The organism is Pseudomonas fortuita, from assembly GCF_026898135.2.
Classification (GTDB): Bacteria; Pseudomonadota; Gammaproteobacteria; order Pseudomonadales; family Pseudomonadaceae; genus Aquipseudomonas; species Aquipseudomonas fortuita.
This window is the reverse complement of record NZ_CP114035.2, coordinates 2,297,249-2,313,281: the sequence shown is the minus strand read 5'-3', so window position 1 is coordinate 2,313,281 and position 16,033 is coordinate 2,297,249. Positions and strand designations below refer to the sequence as shown.

At 63.9% G+C, this 16,033-nt stretch carries 11 protein-coding genes and 2 pseudogenes; 7 read left to right on the top strand and 6 right to left on the bottom strand.

The window, feature by feature from the left end:
* Positions 1-75 precede the first annotated feature (75 nt).
* From OZ911_RS10595 to OZ911_RS10575, 5 genes and pseudogenes are all read right to left on the bottom strand, one after another.
* Positions 76-561 (bottom strand): isochorismatase family protein, encoded by a 486-nt coding sequence (locus OZ911_RS10595; RefSeq protein ID WP_016486059.1) that lies wholly within the window; start codon positions 559-561, stop codon positions 76-78.
* 59 nt (positions 562-620) lie between these two features.
* Positions 621-3,107: a TonB-dependent siderophore receptor gene (locus tag OZ911_RS10590; protein WP_023047923.1), complete on the bottom strand. Its 2,487-nt coding sequence runs from the start codon at positions 3,105-3,107 to the stop codon at positions 621-623.
* A 188-nt stretch (positions 3,108-3,295) separates the two neighbouring features.
* The gene (locus OZ911_RS10585; RefSeq protein ID WP_023047922.1) at positions 3,296-4,240 is read right to left on the bottom strand and encodes a FecR domain-containing protein; all 945 of its coding nucleotides are present in this window, start codon (positions 4,238-4,240) and stop codon (positions 3,296-3,298) included.
* Positions 4,241-4,243: 3 nt separating this feature from the next.
* On the bottom strand, positions 4,244-4,753 hold the full coding sequence (locus OZ911_RS10580) for a sigma-70 family RNA polymerase sigma factor (protein WP_023047921.1): 510 nt from the start codon (positions 4,751-4,753) through the stop codon (positions 4,244-4,246).
* A 140-nt stretch (positions 4,754-4,893) separates the two neighbouring features.
* Positions 4,894-5,229, bottom strand: a pseudogene (locus OZ911_RS10575) (LysR substrate-binding domain-containing protein); the annotation flags it as partial.
* A 1-nt stretch (position 5,230) separates the two neighbouring features.
* Between OZ911_RS10575 and OZ911_RS10570 the strand changes: the two are divergent.
* A pseudogene (locus tag OZ911_RS10570) lies at positions 5,231-5,425 on the top strand (L(+)-tartrate dehydratase subunit beta); the annotation flags it as partial.
* A 43-nt stretch (positions 5,426-5,468) separates the two neighbouring features.
* Here the strand turns inward: OZ911_RS10570 and OZ911_RS10565 are convergent.
* On the bottom strand, positions 5,469-6,527 hold the full coding sequence (locus OZ911_RS10565; protein WP_016486053.1) for a sigma-54 interaction domain-containing protein: 1,059 nt from the start codon (positions 6,525-6,527) through the stop codon (positions 5,469-5,471).
* 293 nt (positions 6,528-6,820) lie between these two features.
* On the opposite strand from OZ911_RS10565, the gene OZ911_RS10560 reads away from it, so the two are divergent.
* The 6 genes from OZ911_RS10560 to OZ911_RS10535 all read left to right on the top strand — a co-directional run bounded on the left by OZ911_RS10560 (position 6,821) and on the right by OZ911_RS10535 (position 15,811).
* A complete protein-coding gene (locus OZ911_RS10560) occupies positions 6,821-7,894 on the top strand; it encodes an ABC transporter substrate-binding protein (RefSeq protein ID WP_023047919.1) in 1,074 nt (357 codons plus the stop codon).
* A gap of 11 nt (positions 7,895-7,905) precedes the next feature.
* Positions 7,906-9,129 (top strand): lipase family protein, encoded by a 1,224-nt coding sequence (locus OZ911_RS10555; RefSeq protein ID WP_268968646.1) that lies wholly within the window; start codon positions 7,906-7,908, stop codon positions 9,127-9,129.
* Between the two features lie 12 nt (positions 9,130-9,141).
* Complete coding sequence (locus OZ911_RS10550; RefSeq protein WP_016486050.1) at positions 9,142-10,341, top strand: LLM class flavin-dependent oxidoreductase; 1,200 nt, start codon at positions 9,142-9,144, stop codon at positions 10,339-10,341.
* A 4-nt stretch (positions 10,342-10,345) separates the two neighbouring features.
* Entirely contained in the window at positions 10,346-11,899 is a 1,554-nt protein-coding gene (locus OZ911_RS10545; RefSeq protein ID WP_070086548.1) for an ABC transporter substrate-binding protein, read from the top strand.
* Between the two features lie 218 nt (positions 11,900-12,117).
* Positions 12,118-14,694 (top strand): TonB-dependent receptor plug domain-containing protein, encoded by a 2,577-nt coding sequence (locus tag OZ911_RS10540; RefSeq protein ID WP_070086547.1) that lies wholly within the window; start codon positions 12,118-12,120, stop codon positions 14,692-14,694.
* Positions 14,695-14,722: 28 nt separating this feature from the next.
* Positions 14,723-15,811, top strand: a complete 1,089-nt coding sequence (locus tag OZ911_RS10535; RefSeq protein ID WP_060516378.1) for an LLM class flavin-dependent oxidoreductase — start codon at positions 14,723-14,725, stop codon at positions 15,809-15,811.
* Positions 15,812-16,033 lie beyond the last annotated feature (222 nt).

Sequence of the window (16,033 nt, the reverse complement as noted above, 5' to 3'; positions counted from 1 at the left end):
GTGTTCGCGGGGCAAGCCCGCTCCCACAGGACTGACAGACTAGCCTGCCTGCACGATGATCTGGCACTGCAGGTCTTAGCGTTGTCCCGCCAGTTCGGCCAGCACTTCAGCCGAGGTCGTGACGTGGCGAAAGTGATGCTGCCACAGCTGGATCCCCAGCTTGGCCGACCGGTCCAGTGAAGACCCAACCGTCATGTCCGTCACCAGGGTGGGCGTCAGCCCCGCATCGAACAGGGCAAAGCCGGCGGCCAGCACACAGGTTTCGGTCTGCAGCCCACACACCAGCACGCGCTCCACACCCAGTTGCCTGATGTACTCGATGGCTTCGGCGCTTTGCCCGTAGCCATGCTTGACGAACACCTGGTCGGCTTCGACCAGGCTTTCGTCCTCGGCAGCCGGGTGCCAGCCGAGCTGCCGTTCGAACGGCGTGACCTGTTCGTCGTGCAACTCGACCGAGGCAACGGTAGGGATGTTCGCTGACAACCGTCGCAAGCCATCGACCAGCCACTCGGGCGGGCTGAAGGTGGACTGGACATCGACGATGAGCAAAACCTGGCGCATAGCGTTCTCCCGCCATTGGCAAAATGGCGCGGAGTATACCGCGTGGCGCGGGGGCTTGATCACCAGTCGTAGGTCAGCTCTACCGACGCAACCCGCTCCTGTCCGTAATAGCAGCCAAACGCGTAGTTGCAGTCAGAAACGTACTCGCGATCGAAAATATTCTGAACATTCACGCTGGCCTGCAGGCCACGCAGGCTTGGGTCGAGCTTGGCCAGGTCGTAGCTGACGGTAGCGTCATACACGGCGTAGGCCGGTACTTCGAAGGTATTGGCCGAGTTACCCTGTTTGCGGCCGGTATAACGTGCCCCGGCGCCAAAGGTCAGGCCATTGAGGGTGGCCTGGGTGAAGTGGTAATCCACCCACAATGTGGCAGACACCGGGGCCTGCGCCTCATTGCGGTTGCCCTGGTCGCCATAGGTGCTTTTGGTATAGAACGAGTCGATGTAGGTGGCCGCGGCCAGTACATCGACATTCTCGATGCTGGATTTGAGCTCCAGCTCCACACCACGGGAGCGCACCTCGCCATTTTGCGTCTGGTACTGCGGGTACTCGGTATCGCCGGTCAGCATGTTCTTCTGTTTCACCTGGAACACCGACGCCGTGAACAAGGTCCCGTCGACAGGCTGATACTTCAGCCCCACCTCGTATTGCTCGCCTTCGCTTGGCTCGAACGCCTTGCCACCGCGCTCGGGCGCTGCCGTGCCCACGGTTGGCAAGAACGACTGCGAATAGCTGACATACGGCGCCAGGCCAAACTCGGTGACATAGGTAAGGCCGATGCGCCCGGTGAACTTGCTGTCGCGTTGGGAGGCAATGCTGTGCGCCAGCAGATCCTTGTTGTCGACTTCCGCCCAGTCCTGGCGCCCGCCTACCGTCAGGATCCAGTTATCCAGCTTGATCTGGTCCTGCACGTAGACCCCGGTCTGGCGCAGTGTATTGTCCCAACGGGTATCCAGCACCGGCGTTACGTTGCTGGTGGGGTAGTTGTTCTTGCCATACAGGTCGACCGGCAACACGTTGTAGGCGTTGTAACCATCGTACTTGCGCGAGAAGTGACGGTAGTCCGCGCCGGCCAGCAAGGTGTGCCGCAGTGCGCCCGTGTCAAAGGTGTACTCCAGGTTGTTATCGAGGGTGTAGGCGATGTTGTGCTGACGCCAGTCAAGCTTGACCCGGTTGGCGCGGGTGTAGTCGACCACATCACCTTCTGTCACGAAGCTGCGCAGGTAAAAGCCTTTGTAGCGGTCTCGTACGTCGGTGTAGCGCGCGGTAGATCTGAATGCCAGCTCGTCATTGAAACGGTGGCTGAAGTCATAGCCGAAGATGTACTGGTTGCGCTTGTAATCGTTGTACCGCGAGTCCCCCGAAAAGAAGTCGCGGTCGATATGCTGGCCTGTCGGGCCACGCTTGAGCGAGCCGATCATCGGCAACGTCTGATAATCGGGCAGGCCATCATCACGCTGCACTTGGGCGAGCAGCGTCAGGGACGTGTCTTCGTTTGGCGCCCAGGTCAGGCTCGGCGCCAGCAACAAGCGCTCGCTATGCGAGTGAGCGACCATTTCGTTGCCTTTGTCGGCAACCCCGACCAGGCGATAGGTAAAGACCTTCTGCTCGTCCAGCGGGCCGCTGGTATCGAAGGCGCCGTTGACCCGGTTGTAGCTGCCAGCGCCAAGCTTCACCTGGCTACGCGGCTCGCGGGTGGGGCGCTTGGAAACCATGTTGATCAACCCACCCGGCTGGTTCTGCCCGTACAGCACCGAAGATGGGCCTTTGAGTACTTCGATACGCTCCAGCGTGTAGGGGTCGATCTGGGGTGCACCCCCGAGGCTACCGGCGTACGGCAGGTATGCGCCGTCCAGGTACAGCGGGGTCGGAGCAAACCCGCGGCTGGTGATTTCGTCAGCAATGCTGTTGCGATCGGTAAAGCCGCCGGTGGCCAGGCCCGGGGTGTAGCGCAGCGCCTGGGTCAGGTTGCGCGCGCCCTGGGCTTGTACCTGGTCGGCGGTGATCACGTTGATGGCCTGAGGGATCTCCAGGATGGGCGTGTCAGTCTTGGTCCCGGTGGCACTGCGGCTGGCAACGTAGCCATTCACGGGCCCATAGGCGGACTCCGCAGCCGCACCGGTGATGCTGGTGGTATCAAGCTGCAGGGTCGAATCGTCACCGACCATGGGCAGCAGCGAGTAGCTGCCATTGGCCTGCTTCAACACCTGCAACCGGTTACCCGCCAGCAACTGGCGCAGGCCGGCATCGGAGCTGTAGCGGCCATGCAGGCCGGGCGACTTCAGTGCCTGCACCGATGACGGCTCGAAGGACACCGTCACTCCCGCAGCCGAAGCAAATTGCGTAAGCGCCGTGGCCAGGGGGCCGGCGGCAATATCGAACGAAGTTTCGGCCTGGCTTTGGGCAATGGCAGGGCTGGCCACCATCAGCGTTGCCAATGGCGTCGCCAGCACCACACTGAACATTGCGCGATTCACGGCACGCGCCAGTCTGGTTTTGGTCGAGTTGATCAAGAGGATGCGGTTGCAATCGTTGACAGCGAGCATGCGGTTTCCTTTCGCCCTGCGGCAGTGTTTTCATTGCGCTTGGTGCGCGTCTACCTACAAGTCGAACGAGAACGACAATCGATAACCCCCCCAGGCAAAAAAATCGCCAGCCTTAAGGCCACGACACTCAATCAAGCATCCTGGGGCCGCGTTGCGGCCCTAAAATGCTCAACTACCGGCATCAGGCTTCAGGCAGCCTCGACGCGCGTCCAGTAGCGGCTGAAGCGACGAATGCGCACAGGCAGCGTGGTCGTGAGGTTTTCCAGGACGATATCGATGTCGCCCAAGTGAAACGCCCCGGACAGTCGCAACCCACCCACGGCCTCATCACAGCCCAGGTACCCGGGCCGATACCGCTGCAGTTCGCTGACAACATCGGCGAGGCGCCAGTCATCCACGATCAACATCTCGCGGGACCAGGCGTCTGCCATCGCCGCTAGCGGTGTCACGTTGCCGGTTTTCCCCGCGCTGAATTCCAGCTGTTGCCCGGCCTCTACCCGCACAGACGCCAAGGCAAGTGCACTGCGCACCTCCACGGCATGCTGCAATACACAGACCCGCACAAGGTCGTTGTCGCAGCGCACGATGAAGCGCGTACCGAGTGCGCGGACGCTACCCTGCCCGGTATGCACGACGAAAGGCCGAGACAATGCATCCGAGGCGGTTTGCACCAGAATCTCTCCTTTGAGCAACTCAAGGGCCCGCCACTCGCCGTTGTAGCGAATATCAACAGCAGTGTCGGTGTTCAGGCGCAACTGGGTCCCATCGTCCAGCCGCAACGAACGCTGCTGGCCAACGCCTGTGCGCACATCGGCTGTCAACCGTGCAACGATGCCATCCTGCAACACCACCCCCCCTGTCGCGCTCCCGACCAGCAGCACTGAAAGCACCTTGAGGACCTCACGTCGCTTGGCCCTGGCACTGGTTAACGTCGGCCGTGCAATGCCGGGCGTAACCTGCGCCAGCTTGCCCTGCAAGCGTGCCAGGCGCTCCCAGGCCAGCAAGTGTTGCGGGTTACTCGACAACCAGCGCTGGTGCGCCGCTCGCAGGGTGTCATCCGCCCCGCAGCGCAGCTCGACATACCAGCGTGCGGCAGCCTCCAGTGTATCGCGGTCCAATGGTTCGGCCGCCATGGTTCAGGCCTCGGCCAGCATCAGGCAATGAGTCAGCGCCCGCACTGCATGCTTTTTGACAGTAGTGAGCGAAACATCCAGGCGCCGCGCAATTTCCACATAGCTCAAGCCATCGAGCTGGGCCATGAGGAAGATCTCGCGGGTACGCGAGCCCAGCCCGTCGAGTAGCCGATCGATTTCCAGCAGGGTCTCGATGATCAGCAGGCGCGCCTCCGGCGAAACTTCTACAGGCTCAGGCCGTGCCGCGAGGGTTTCCAGGTAGGCCTGCTCCACGGCACGCCGCCGAAACATGTCGATCATCAGGCTGCGGGCAATACTGCTCAGATAAGCCCGTGGCTGTTGCAGCTCGGCCGCCTTGCGCAGGGTCAGTACCCGCATGAACGTGTCCTGGGCCAGGTCGGCCGCATGCTCCGCACACCCGAGCTTGCGGCGCAGCCACCCGCACAACCAGGCATGGTGGTCCTCGTAAAGCGTGTGCACGGCTTTTTGCAGGGAAGGGTCAGCACAGGACATGGTAGAACCGATGAGAACGTCTTTAATAATGACTCTCATTTAACCTGAGTCTGACCGGATTTCGCAATTGCTTTGCGCAGCGGTCATGGGAAACCAAGGTCTTCGGCCAGGCCCAAGAACGCTGAGCTGACGATGCGCCATCGCAGGTGGTCAGCCAGGTTCCACTCGGCCCGCATCAGGATGCCTTGCCCATCGAGGGCCCAGTTCAGGGCGACCTCGCCATCGTTTGTGCTCAGGCTGCCGCGCACTTTCACCGACTCGCTCTGCTTGCCACGGCTGAGCCGCCAGATGCCGAACGCGGCATCGTTCTGGCGCAACACGATGCAGTTGTGGCTGGCCAGGTCTTTTGGTGCTTCAGGGGTGCCGTGGGCCTCCAGGTAAGCGGGCGCCGCGCATAACCGGCGGCGGTTGGCAGCGATCTTGCGCGCGATCAGGCGCGAATCAGGCAGCTCACCAAAGCGAATGGCCACATCGATAGTAGAGCGTGCGGAGTGGCAGGACCTGGGCATGCCGGAGACCCTTTGGGTGAACCGTGTTCGCGAGCTCGGGCCGCTGATCATCTCCATCGATACCAAGGGCAACAACCTGTTCGAGCAGAACAAGGCCCGCTTCAACGAACGTAAAGGGGCAGTGATCGAGAAGATCATCAGCCAGGTGCGCTTCATCAAATAACCAAGCCACTTTCGGGCCGCTGTGCGGCCCCAAGACAAGCAAATCAAGCCTTCGACAGTTCGCCAATCTTCTCCAGCCGCGCCCGCACGATGTTGCGGCTGATGTTCAGCAACCGCCCTGTCTGCAACTGGTTGCCGTGGCAATACCGATACGCCGCCCTGAACACCGTCTCCTCAATATGCTCATACAAATTCGGCACGTTCTGCTCGAACAACGCCAGCAACGCGCTTTCCAGGTCAGGCGGTGCCGCGCTCGCTGCCGGCAAATACGCATGGGCCGCAGGCGCCGCCACCTGTGGCCGCATATCGACCAGGTGCAGGTCCGCCGGCGCCACCACCTGATACCGGCACACCAGCAACGCATGGTGAATGGCGTTTTCCAGCTCGCGGATGTTGCCCGGCCAGCTATGCGCCAGCAATTTGCGTTCGGCATCCGGGCTCAACGAAGCACGCTCGTAACCCAGGCGTCGGCAATGTTCCTCGATGAAGAATTCCGCCAGCGGCAGGATGTCCCCCGGCCGCTCGCGCAACGGCGGCAAGCGAATCGTCGCCACATGCAGGCGGTAGAACAGGTCTTCACGAAAGTGCCCCGCCACCACCGCATCGGCCAGGTTGACGTTGGTCGCCGCCACCAGCCGGACATTGATCGGAATTGGCGTTCGTGAACCCAGGCGCACCACTTCACGCTCCTGTAGCACCCGCAGCAACTTCACCTGCATGTTCAGCGGCAGGTCACCGATTTCATCCAGGAACAACGTGCCGCCATTAGCCGCCTCGAACCAGCCAGCCTTGTTACTGGTGGCGCCCGTAAACGCGCCTTTTTCGTGGCCAAACAGCTCGCTCTCCACCAAGGTTTCGGCAAAGGCACCGCAGTTGACTGCCACGAATGGCTCACGCCCACGGCGGCTAAGGTGGTGGATATGACGGGCGACCAGCTCCTTGCCGGTGCCGGTTTCGCCGATGATCAGGGTGTTGGCCTCGCTGGGCGCCAGGCGCTCGATGCGGCTGAGCAGTTCCTGGGAGCGCGGGTCCTTGAACACGAGCACGGTGGCACGTACCGACTTGGTCAGCTCGCGGGCATTGGGGTGGGTGATCAGCGACATAGGGGCATTCCTGGCAGTTGACGCGCAGGCCCATAGTGCATGAAACAAATTAGATCAAAAAATTATTAATTAATATTTAGATATTCGAATTAAGAATATTCAAATTTTCAGCAGCTGATTGCTGCCACAGCAGCAACCCGTCAGCACTCCCCTGCCCGCCGATCAGCAGACCTTGCCTTGCACACCTACGTGCTCATGGCTGGAGGCCCTGTAAATAGGGGGCTTGCGCCACTTCAAGGCATGCTGGCATGCATTTCGCTCCTGGCCTGTAGAACCTTTGCCTGGAGCTGCACATGAACAATCCCTGGCGTAATGCCCTCGCCCTGCTGGGCGGCCTGTTCCTTAGCCTGACTGCGCTGGCCGCCGAGCCACCGGCGGCGGTGCGCATCGCCATTGTTGCCTTCACCCAGGGTGGCGCCCCGGTGTTCGGCGGCATCCCGGGGCGGGTGATTGAAGAAGGCTGGCTGGAACAGCAACTGGCCGCCCGCGGCGTGAAACTGCAATGGACCGCCCTGCCGCATGCCGGCGCCGGGCCGCAGATCAACGAAGGCTTCAGCAACGACAGCCTGGACTTTGCCGTACGCGGCGACCTGCCCTCGGTCATCGCCGGCGCCGGCCAGGTGCCGGGCAAGCTGGTGGTACCGGGTGGCAGCGGCAACAACATCTACCTGGTAGTACCGAGCAACTCGACGGTGCGCAGCATTCAGGACCTCAAAGGCAAGCGCCTGGCTTTGCACCGCGGCCGCCCATGGGAGTTCGCCTTCAGCAATTTCCTGCAAAGCCAGGGCCTGGCACTCAGTGATTTCAAGATCGCCAACCTCAACCCGCAAGTAGGCGCGGCTGCGGTGTCCGCCGGCAAGGTCGACGCTGCCGTGCTGCTCAACGAAGCCTATGCCCTGGAAGACAAAGGCGTGGCGCGCATCCTCTGGTCGACCAAGCAAGGCGCCAACGACTGGCGGCTGGTGTCGGACCTGTGGGGCACTGACCGCTTCGTGCAGCAGCACGCCGACCTGACGCAGCTGGTGGCCACCGCCTGGGTGCGCGCCGCCTGGTGGATTTCTCAGGAGCAGAACCGCGACGCCTACTACGGGTTGTCTTCGCGCGCCGGTGTGAGCGAAAGCGTGCTGCGCCGGGACGACCATGACGACCCGGTCGTGTGGAAGGCGCGCTGGGCACCGAAAAGCGATGCCCAGCTCAAGGCCCACTACGACGCCCTGGGCCAGTACGCCCTGGCCAACCGGCTGATCCGCACGCCCTACGACATTACCAGCGACCTGGCCACAGGCTTTACCCGCCAGGCGCTGATCGACCTGCAACTGACCCACTACTGGCCGTCCCTCGACGCCCAGATCAGCCAACAACCTTGAGAGCCTTACCCATGAAACTGCCTGCTTCGCTCGTCTTCGGCCTCAGCGCCCTGGCCCTGTCCATCGGTGCCATGGCCGCCGAAACCTACGCACCCAAACCTGATCCGCAGCAGGGCGATGGCCGTGTGTCGGCCTTCTACACCTGGAGCAAGGCCATCCCCGGCACGCCCGGTAAACTGCTGCGCAGCGAACCGCTGGACCAGGCACTCAGCCTGCCCAACGCAGCCAGCGCGCAACGCATTCTCTACACCTCGCTGGATGGTATCGACGGCAAGACCCCGATCGTGGTGTCCGGCGCACTGTTCATTCCCAAAGGCCAGGCACCGGCAGGCGGCTGGCCGGTCGCCAGCTGGGGCCACGGCACCGTCGGCGTGGCAGATATCTGCGCACCGTCCTGGGCTGGCCGCAGCTACCGCGATGTGCAATACCTCAACCGCTGGCTCGATGAGGGCTACGCCATCGTCGCCACCGACTACCAAGGCCTCGGTGTACCGGGTGGCCACCCGCTGCTGAACAACCGCATGGCCGCCTACGGCATTCTCGATGCGGCCAAGGCGGTGGTCGCCGGCGTGCCAGGGCTGGCAGACAAGGTGCTGATCATTGGCCAGTCGCAAGGCGGCGCCGGGGCCTTTGCCGCCGGTGCCTATGCGGCGACCTATGCGCCCAAGCTGGGCGTCAAGGGCAGTATCGGCACGGGGGTGATCTACACCGTGGGCTCGAAGAATGTCGGTGAACAAGACCAGGACAAGGTCGACCCGGCCCTGGCCTATGGCTTCTACACCCTGCTGGCTGCGCAGCAGTACGACCCAAACATCGACCCGCGCGACTTCTACACCGACAAGGCCTTGCCGCTGTTCGAGCAGGCGCGCACCAGCTGCCTGTCAGCCTTGGTCAGCGACGTGGTCGGCACAGGCCTGACCCCGGCCAACGCCAAGAAAGACTACAAGGGCGACCAGCTCAAGCCATGGCTGGCGCAGGTGTCGTACCCGACCCTGAAACTGGCCCAGCCGATCTTCATCGGCACCGGCGCCGAGGACAAGACCCCCGCCGCCGCTACCCAAGTGGCGCTGATGCAGGACGCCTGCAAGGCCGGCTCGGTGGTGCAGGGCCACCTTTACAAGGGCCTGGGCCACAGCGAAACGGTGAATGCCTCGCTGAAGGACTCGATCCCCTTCGCCCGCCAGGTCATCAGCGGCCAGCCGGTCACCCCCAATTGCAGCCCAAGCGTCCAGTAAGGAGGCCAACCCATGAGCATCGAATTCTTCACCCGCCTGCCCTTGCATGGCGAAACCCAGTTCCTCCCCGGCGACCCGCGCAACCGCGGCGACTGGCATGCGGGCGGGCCCAGCACCGGTGCGGTGTCGGGGTTTGCCGTGGGTGATCACTTCACCTATATCGACTACCTCGGTCAAATCGCCCGCGCCGCTGAAATAAACGGCTTTGGCGGCGCACTGATGGTCAACGCCCCCACCGGCGAAGAGCCATGGACGGTGTGCTCGCTGCTGGCCCGGGAAACCCGCACGCTGAAATTCGTCACCGCGTTCCAGCCCTATCACTACACCCCGTGGGTGGCCGTGCAACAGGCCGCGACCTACCAGCGCGCCACCGGCAACCGGCTGGTGTGGAACATCATCAACGGCGGTTCCGATGCCATCCAGCGCCAGGTGGGCGACTTTGAAGACCATGACCAGCGCTACGCCCGTGCCACCGAATTCATGGACGTGGTCCGCGGCTATTGGCACAACGAGCAGTTCCACTACGAAGGCACCTACTACCGCGCCGAGGGCGGTGGCCTGCGCGGCCCGCTGAAAAAGGCCGAGCTGCCGCTGATCTGCACCGCAGGCTCGTCGGTGGCAGCGCGCGAGTTCGCCGCCAAGCACGCCGATTTCTACCTGATGCGCGCCGAGCACCCGGACGAGATCGCCGCGCTGATCGCCGACATCCGCGCCCGGGCGCTGAAGTGGGGCCGTACCGACATCCGCTTTGGCCTGTCCATCGACGTGATCGCACGCGAGACCGAAGCAGCCGCGCTGGCCGAGGCCAAGCGCTTCTTCGACGAAGGCGTGGCCAAAGGCACGGTCAAGGCCCGCGCCGCCCACGCCGGCCTGCGCACGGCGCGCAAGCTGAGCTACGAGCACGGCTACAGCGACCAGGACCAGCAGCAGGCCTTTGACGACTTCTTCATCCACCCCAATGTGTGGACCGGTTTCGGCTACATCGGCATCCCGCCGGGCTGCGCACTGGTGGGCAGCTACACCAACGTGGTGGCGCGTATCCGCGAGTATCACGGCATCGGTGTCGATCTGTTCTTCCTCGCCGGCTACCCGCACCTGGAAGAGGCCTACCGCATCGGCGAACACATCCTGCCGCACTTCCGTGCGCAGCGCGCAGCCCTTGCCCGCCCGGCAGCCGAACCCGTGCAACTGCACGCCAGCAACGGGGCCTGACGCCATGGCCAGGGACGGTTACCCACTGAGCCGGCGCGGCTTCCTCGGCCACGCTGGCGTGCTGGCGGGCGGGCTGCTGGCCGGCTGCGGCCCCGCCGACAGCCCCACCCACGCTGCAGCCGACCAGCCGCGCCACGGCGGGCGCTTGCGCCTGGGCATCATCGACGGCAACCAGAGCGGCAACCTCGACGCCCACAAGCCCATCGGCAGCGGCATCGTGCGTGGCTTTGCCCTGTACAGCAAACTGTGGGAATGGGACGAGCAGATGCAGCCGCGCCTGGCCCTGGCCGAGTTCGCCGAGCCCAATGCCGATGCCAGCAGCTGGACCTTGCGGCTGAAACCGGGGCTGGAATTCCACCACGGCAAGACCATCGACGCCGACGACCTGATCTTTTCCATCCGCCGCCTCACCGACCCGCAGCTGGCCTCGCCCTATGCGGCGCTGCTGCACTGGGTAGACCGCAACAACCTGGTCAAGCTGGACGACCGCACCGTACGCCTGGGCTTTCGCGAGGGGCGCAGCTACCTGCCGCTGGCAGAAACCTGGGTCAACTTCGGCGGCATCGTACCGGTGGACTACCACCCGGTCACCAACCCGGTCGGTGCCGGGCCGTACAAATTGAAAAGCTTCACCCCAGGCCAGCGCTCGCTGTTCACCCGCTTCGACAACTACTACAAGCCCGGCAAGCCCTACGCCGATGAACTGGAGATCATCGACTTCAAGGACCAGACCGGCCGCCTGGCAGCGTTGCGTGCGGGGCAAATCGACATGGCCAACGTCATGTCCACCGAGCACTTGCAGGTACTGCAGGCCGACCCTCGGCTGCGGCTGCTGAAATCGGTGAGCGGCAACTGGCTGTCGTTCGACATGAACACCGCCAAGGCGCCCTTCAACGACCCGCGCGTACGGGAAGCATTCCGCCTGCTGGCCGACCGTGACGAATTGGTGCGCCGTGCGCTGAATGGCCAGGGCCGGGTGGCGAACGACCTGTATGCACCGTTCGACCCCACCTTCGACCACAGCCTTGGCCCGCGCCCTCATGACCCGCAGCGTGCGGCGCAGTTGCTGCGCCAGGCCGGCCATGAACAGTTGCAGGTGGATCTGGTGACCACACCAGGGCCGGGGCTGGCTTCGGCCCTGGTATTGGCCGAGCAGGCCCGACGTATCGGCGTGACCCTGAACGTGCGCCAGGTCGACCTGGCCACCTTCCAGGGCCCGCAGCGCGACGACTGGACCTTGAGTACCGGCGGCAGCATCGGTGCGCCGTTCCTGGCCAGTGCCATCCACACCGACGCGCCGTTTGCTGTAGCCAACAAGACCCACTTCCACGACCGCGAATTCAGTGAGGCCTTCCTCGCCGCAATGGCCCAGCCGGACCTGGAGCAACGCAAAGCGCTGGTACACCGGGCGCAACGCATTCAGTACGAGCGCGGCGGCATGCTGATATGGGGCTTTGCCGACCTGCTCGACAGCGTCAGCACCCGCGTGGGTGGCGCGCAGGCCGAGCAGTCGCTGTTCAGTACCTGGCGGTTCGAGAGCCTGTGGCTGAAAACCTGATCCGTCCCAAGACAGCCTATTCCCCTGTGGGAGCGGGCTTGTCCCGCGAATAGGCCCGCCTGGACACCAGAGGTGCATGGCCAGGGCTTCGCCCTGGTTCGCGGGACAAGCCCGCTCCCACCGGACCTCCTGACAGGCTTGAGAGATACCCACCCAACCGCAGGCGCGGCTGCGCCCTCGCTTCTCCCACATTCCTGCTATTGAACGAGGCCCAGCCAATGCCCCGCGTGACCTTGCTGCACCCCAAATTCCCGCCCAGCGCCCTGGCGCTGGCCATGCTGGCCGCCAGCGCGCCGCTGGCCCACGCCCAAGACACCCAACTGCAAACCGTCACGGTGCAGGCCGAACAGACTGACGACGATGCCCTGCCCACCCGACCGCCCGCCTCGATCTATGGCGGCCTGGAAGCCAAGGTGCTGGACACCCCGCGCTCAGTCACCCAGATCAACGCCGAGCAACTGGCCAACGACCCGATCCGCAGCTCCGACGACCTGGTCAAGTACGCCCCCGGCATCACCCGCGGCGGTGGCCAGAACGCCGGCATCGCCCCGCAGATGCGCGGGCAGAATACCGAGGTGTTCCAGGATGGCCAGCGTGCCTACGGCGTGCGCCACCCGGCCAACTTCAACGCCTACGAAGGCGCCGACATCGTCGCCGGGCCGTCGTCGGTGACCTACGGCTCGGTCAGCGGCAGTGGCGGCTACGTCAACTACCTGAGCAAGAAGCCTGACTTCAACCGTTTCCGCACCAAGCTCAGCGGCGAAATCGGCAGCTGGATCCCCGATGGCGAATCACGCGATGCCACCAAGTTCAGCATCGACAACACCGGCCCGCTGACGGACAACCTGGCTTACCGGGTGAGCATCACCCGCCAGCGCCAGGAAGACTTCTACGACAATGTCGAGAACAACTTCGACGCCTTCTACGGCGCGCTGGCCTGGCGCAACGACAACCTGCGGGTGGACTGGAACGCCGCCTACGACGACTACTTCGACTACAACATCACCCACGGCTGGAACCGCGCCACCCAGGACCTGGTCGACCACGGCAAGTACTACGCCGGCCGCGCCACACCGGTCATCCAGAACGGCAATACACTGTGGTCGCCAGTGCTGTCCTCCGGTGCCTCCGATGCCCAGGTGCTGGGCTGGGTGCAACGCCAGCGCAATGCCCAGGGCCAGTACCAGGTGGTCAACGGCAGCTTCCAGGGCGCGTCACCCAATACGCAGGCCAACCCCGGCAGCCTGCGGGGCTGGGTCTATGACCCGTCGCTGGCGGGCAACGGCCTGACCTCCTTGTCGTCACAAACCGGCCAGCGTGCGCAGGACGAAAACCGTTCGCGGCGCTTTACCACGCAACTGCGCATCGAAGGCGACCTGACCCCGTCGATCACCTTGGCCAACAGCACCTTCTACCAGCACTCCACCGACACCACCGATGCCGTCGGGGCGTTCCAGGTGCAGGGCAAGGACGACATCTTCGACAACCGCTTCGAATTCCGCGCACGTGGCCAGTGGCAACTGGGCGACCTGACCCTGGTCGACGACAGCAACACCGGGCTGATCTACCGCCGCGAGCGCAATGAGTCGATCGCCGCCAACAACAGCTTCGGCAGCACCATCAACGCCTATGACCTGACCCTCGACCCCACCTTGAAAAACCCCGGCGACCTGCTCGGCCTGAGCGGCCGCAACCCCGCCGGTGGCAACGCCGCCTGGATCGGCCAACCCGGTGTGCCGCAGCTTTCCAGCTACTACGGCTGGCTCAACCTGCCCGCCATGTACCCGGCCGGGCACGGTCTGTATGCAGAATCGGTGGCGCCCTACACCGCCGACAGCACCTGGACCACCCAGACGCTGTTCAGCCAGCACAACCTGCGCCTGGGTGAACGTGTGGGCCTGAACGTGGGCGCCAGCCGCAGCTGGATCGACGCCCGCATCGAAAACCCGTTCGTGCTGACCGGCGGCAACCCGCGCAAGGACTCGGATAATTACCGGCTGTTCTCGGTGCAGGTCAGTCCCTATTTCAAACCCACGGAAAACAGCACGCTGTACTACACGTTCGACCGTTCCCTCGCAGTGAATACCGGCTTCTTCACCAACGGCCTGGGCTGGGGCAGCGGCACGGGGGCCAACCAGCTCAACCCACTGGCCTTCGAGAGCCTGAGCGTGTTGCATGAGGTCGGTTTGAAGGTGGAGGCTGTGCCCGACCAGCTGTTCTTCACCCTGGCTGCCTACAAGCAGGCCCGTGACCAGTCGCCGGACAGCAACAACAACATTGCCCGGCTGATCGTCAAAGGCTGGGAAGCCACCCTGCGCTACCAGGACCAGCACCTGCGCGGCGGCCTCAACCTCAGCCGCATCAGCGCCTACAACGAGTTCACCAGCCAGGCCGGGTTTGCCTCGGCCGGCTTCATCCCCGACAACGGCACTGTGTTTGGCGAAAACAACAGCCTCAACCAGCGCCCGGCCGGCAAGTTCGATGCGGTGCAGATCCCCGAATACAACGCTGGCGGGTATGTCGACTACCGCTTCGACTCAGGGTTTGGCGTTGAGCTTTCCGGCTGGTGGACCAGCAGCTGGTACCTGAACCTGAGCAAGACGGTGAAAGTGCCGGACGAATACAACCTCGATCTTGCCGTGTACTACCGCCAGCCGCAGTGGGGCGTGACGGTGCGCATGCTCAACGTCACCGACGAGCTGAATTTCGTCAGTGGCCTGGCCGGGTCCACCAATACCTTTCTGCAACCGATGCCGGGCCGCACGCTGCTGGCCCAGGTCGATTACCAATTCTGATTCCTCCTCAACCTGAAAGGCCTTAGCCATGTCCATTGAATTTGTCGGCATGATCTTCCCCCGCCAGTGGTCCGAGACCCGTGGCGTACGCACACCCGACTTCGACCTGCCATTCATCCGTCACCACGCCCGCGCCCATGAGCATGCCGGGTTCGACCGGGTGCTGATCGCCAGCGGCCCTGGCAGCGCCGACAGCCTGCAGATTGCCGCCTATGCTGCCGCGCACACCGAACGCCTGGGTTTCATGATTGCCCACCGCCCGGCGCTGACCGCGCCGACGGTGGCCGCACGGGCATTCGCCACGCTCGACCACACCACCGGCGGCGGGCGCATCCGCCTGCATGCAATCACCGGTATCACCGCCGAGCCGCAAGAGGGGGACACGCTGCTGGACAAGACCGAGCGCTACCGGCGTGCCGACGAATACCTGGAGATTGTCCGCCGCACCTGGACGGCCGAGGCGCCGTTCGACTTCGAGGGCCGCTACTTCAATATCAAGGGTGCCTTTTCACCGGTGAAGCCGCTGCAGCAGCCGCATATCCCGATTTCCTTCGGAGGCTCGTCCGACATCGCCTACCAGATCGCCGTCAAGCATGCGGATCTGTATGCGCTGTGGGGGGAACCGCTGAGCGGCGTCGCCGAGCAGATCGGCAAACTCAAGGCTGCCGCGAACGCCGCAGGGGTGGCAGCGCCAAGGGTCAGCCTGTCGGTGCGGCTGATCCTGGGTGCCACCGAGGAGCAGGCCTGGCAGCGTGCCGAACAGATCCTCGCGCAGATCAAGGCCAACCCGCAATTTGCGGCCGACAGCCCTTGGCAGAAACGCATCAAGGGCACCGGTTCTGAACGCCTGCTGGCAGCCGCCGCCCGTGCCGACCGGCATGACCGGGCGTTGTGGATGCCGACGGCGACGGCGGTGGGTGCCTATGGCGATACCACCGCACTGGTGGGCACGCCGGAGACCGTGGCCCAGGCGTTGCTCGATTATGTCGACCTTGGGGTGACCACCTTTCTCAACCGGGGCTATGACCCGCTGTATGACACGGTGGATTACGGGCGCTGGGTGATACCGGCGGTGCGCGAGGAGGTGCGGCGCCGCCAGGCCCGGTTTGTGGGGTGAAGGTGGGGGGTATGGCTATGGGGTGCATCTGGTTTGCCGGGTGCATGCCTTGGGTTGTTTGGCGCCTGTGAGATCGAGCGCCGCCCGCGCGGCGCATCGCGACGCAAGGCCGCTCCCACATCTGTTTCGGGCCAATTACTCCTGTGACATGGGCGCGCGTCCCCTTGGCGCCCACCTCAATATCGAGACGGGCCAACAAGGCGGTCGCGCGCATTGGTACAG

Bases quoted from the DNA above. Each gene is read 5' to 3' on its own strand.
- OZ911_RS10595 (WP_016486059.1), bottom strand. From the start codon at position 561: ATGCGCCAGGTTTTGCTCATCGTCGATGTCCAGTCCACCTTCAGCCCG.
- OZ911_RS10590 (WP_023047923.1), bottom strand. From the start codon at position 3,107: ATGCTCGCTGTCAACGATTGCAACCGCATCCTCTTGATCAACTCGACC.
- OZ911_RS10585 (WP_023047922.1), bottom strand. From the start codon at position 4,240: ATGGCGGCCGAACCATTGGACCGCGATACACTGGAGGCTGCCGCACGC.
- OZ911_RS10580 (WP_023047921.1), bottom strand. From the start codon at position 4,753: ATGTCCTGTGCTGACCCTTCCCTGCAAAAAGCCGTGCACACGCTTTAC.
- OZ911_RS10565 (WP_016486053.1), bottom strand. From the start codon at position 6,527: ATGTCGCTGATCACCCACCCCAATGCCCGCGAGCTGACCAAGTCGGTA.
- OZ911_RS10560 (WP_023047919.1), top strand. From the start codon at position 6,821: ATGAACAATCCCTGGCGTAATGCCCTCGCCCTGCTGGGCGGCCTGTTC.
- OZ911_RS10555 (WP_268968646.1), top strand. From the start codon at position 7,906: ATGAAACTGCCTGCTTCGCTCGTCTTCGGCCTCAGCGCCCTGGCCCTG.
- OZ911_RS10550 (WP_016486050.1), top strand. From the start codon at position 9,142: ATGAGCATCGAATTCTTCACCCGCCTGCCCTTGCATGGCGAAACCCAG.
- OZ911_RS10545 (WP_070086548.1), top strand. From the start codon at position 10,346: ATGGCCAGGGACGGTTACCCACTGAGCCGGCGCGGCTTCCTCGGCCAC.
- OZ911_RS10540 (WP_070086547.1), top strand. From the start codon at position 12,118: ATGCCCCGCGTGACCTTGCTGCACCCCAAATTCCCGCCCAGCGCCCTG.
- OZ911_RS10535 (WP_060516378.1), top strand. From the start codon at position 14,723: ATGTCCATTGAATTTGTCGGCATGATCTTCCCCCGCCAGTGGTCCGAG.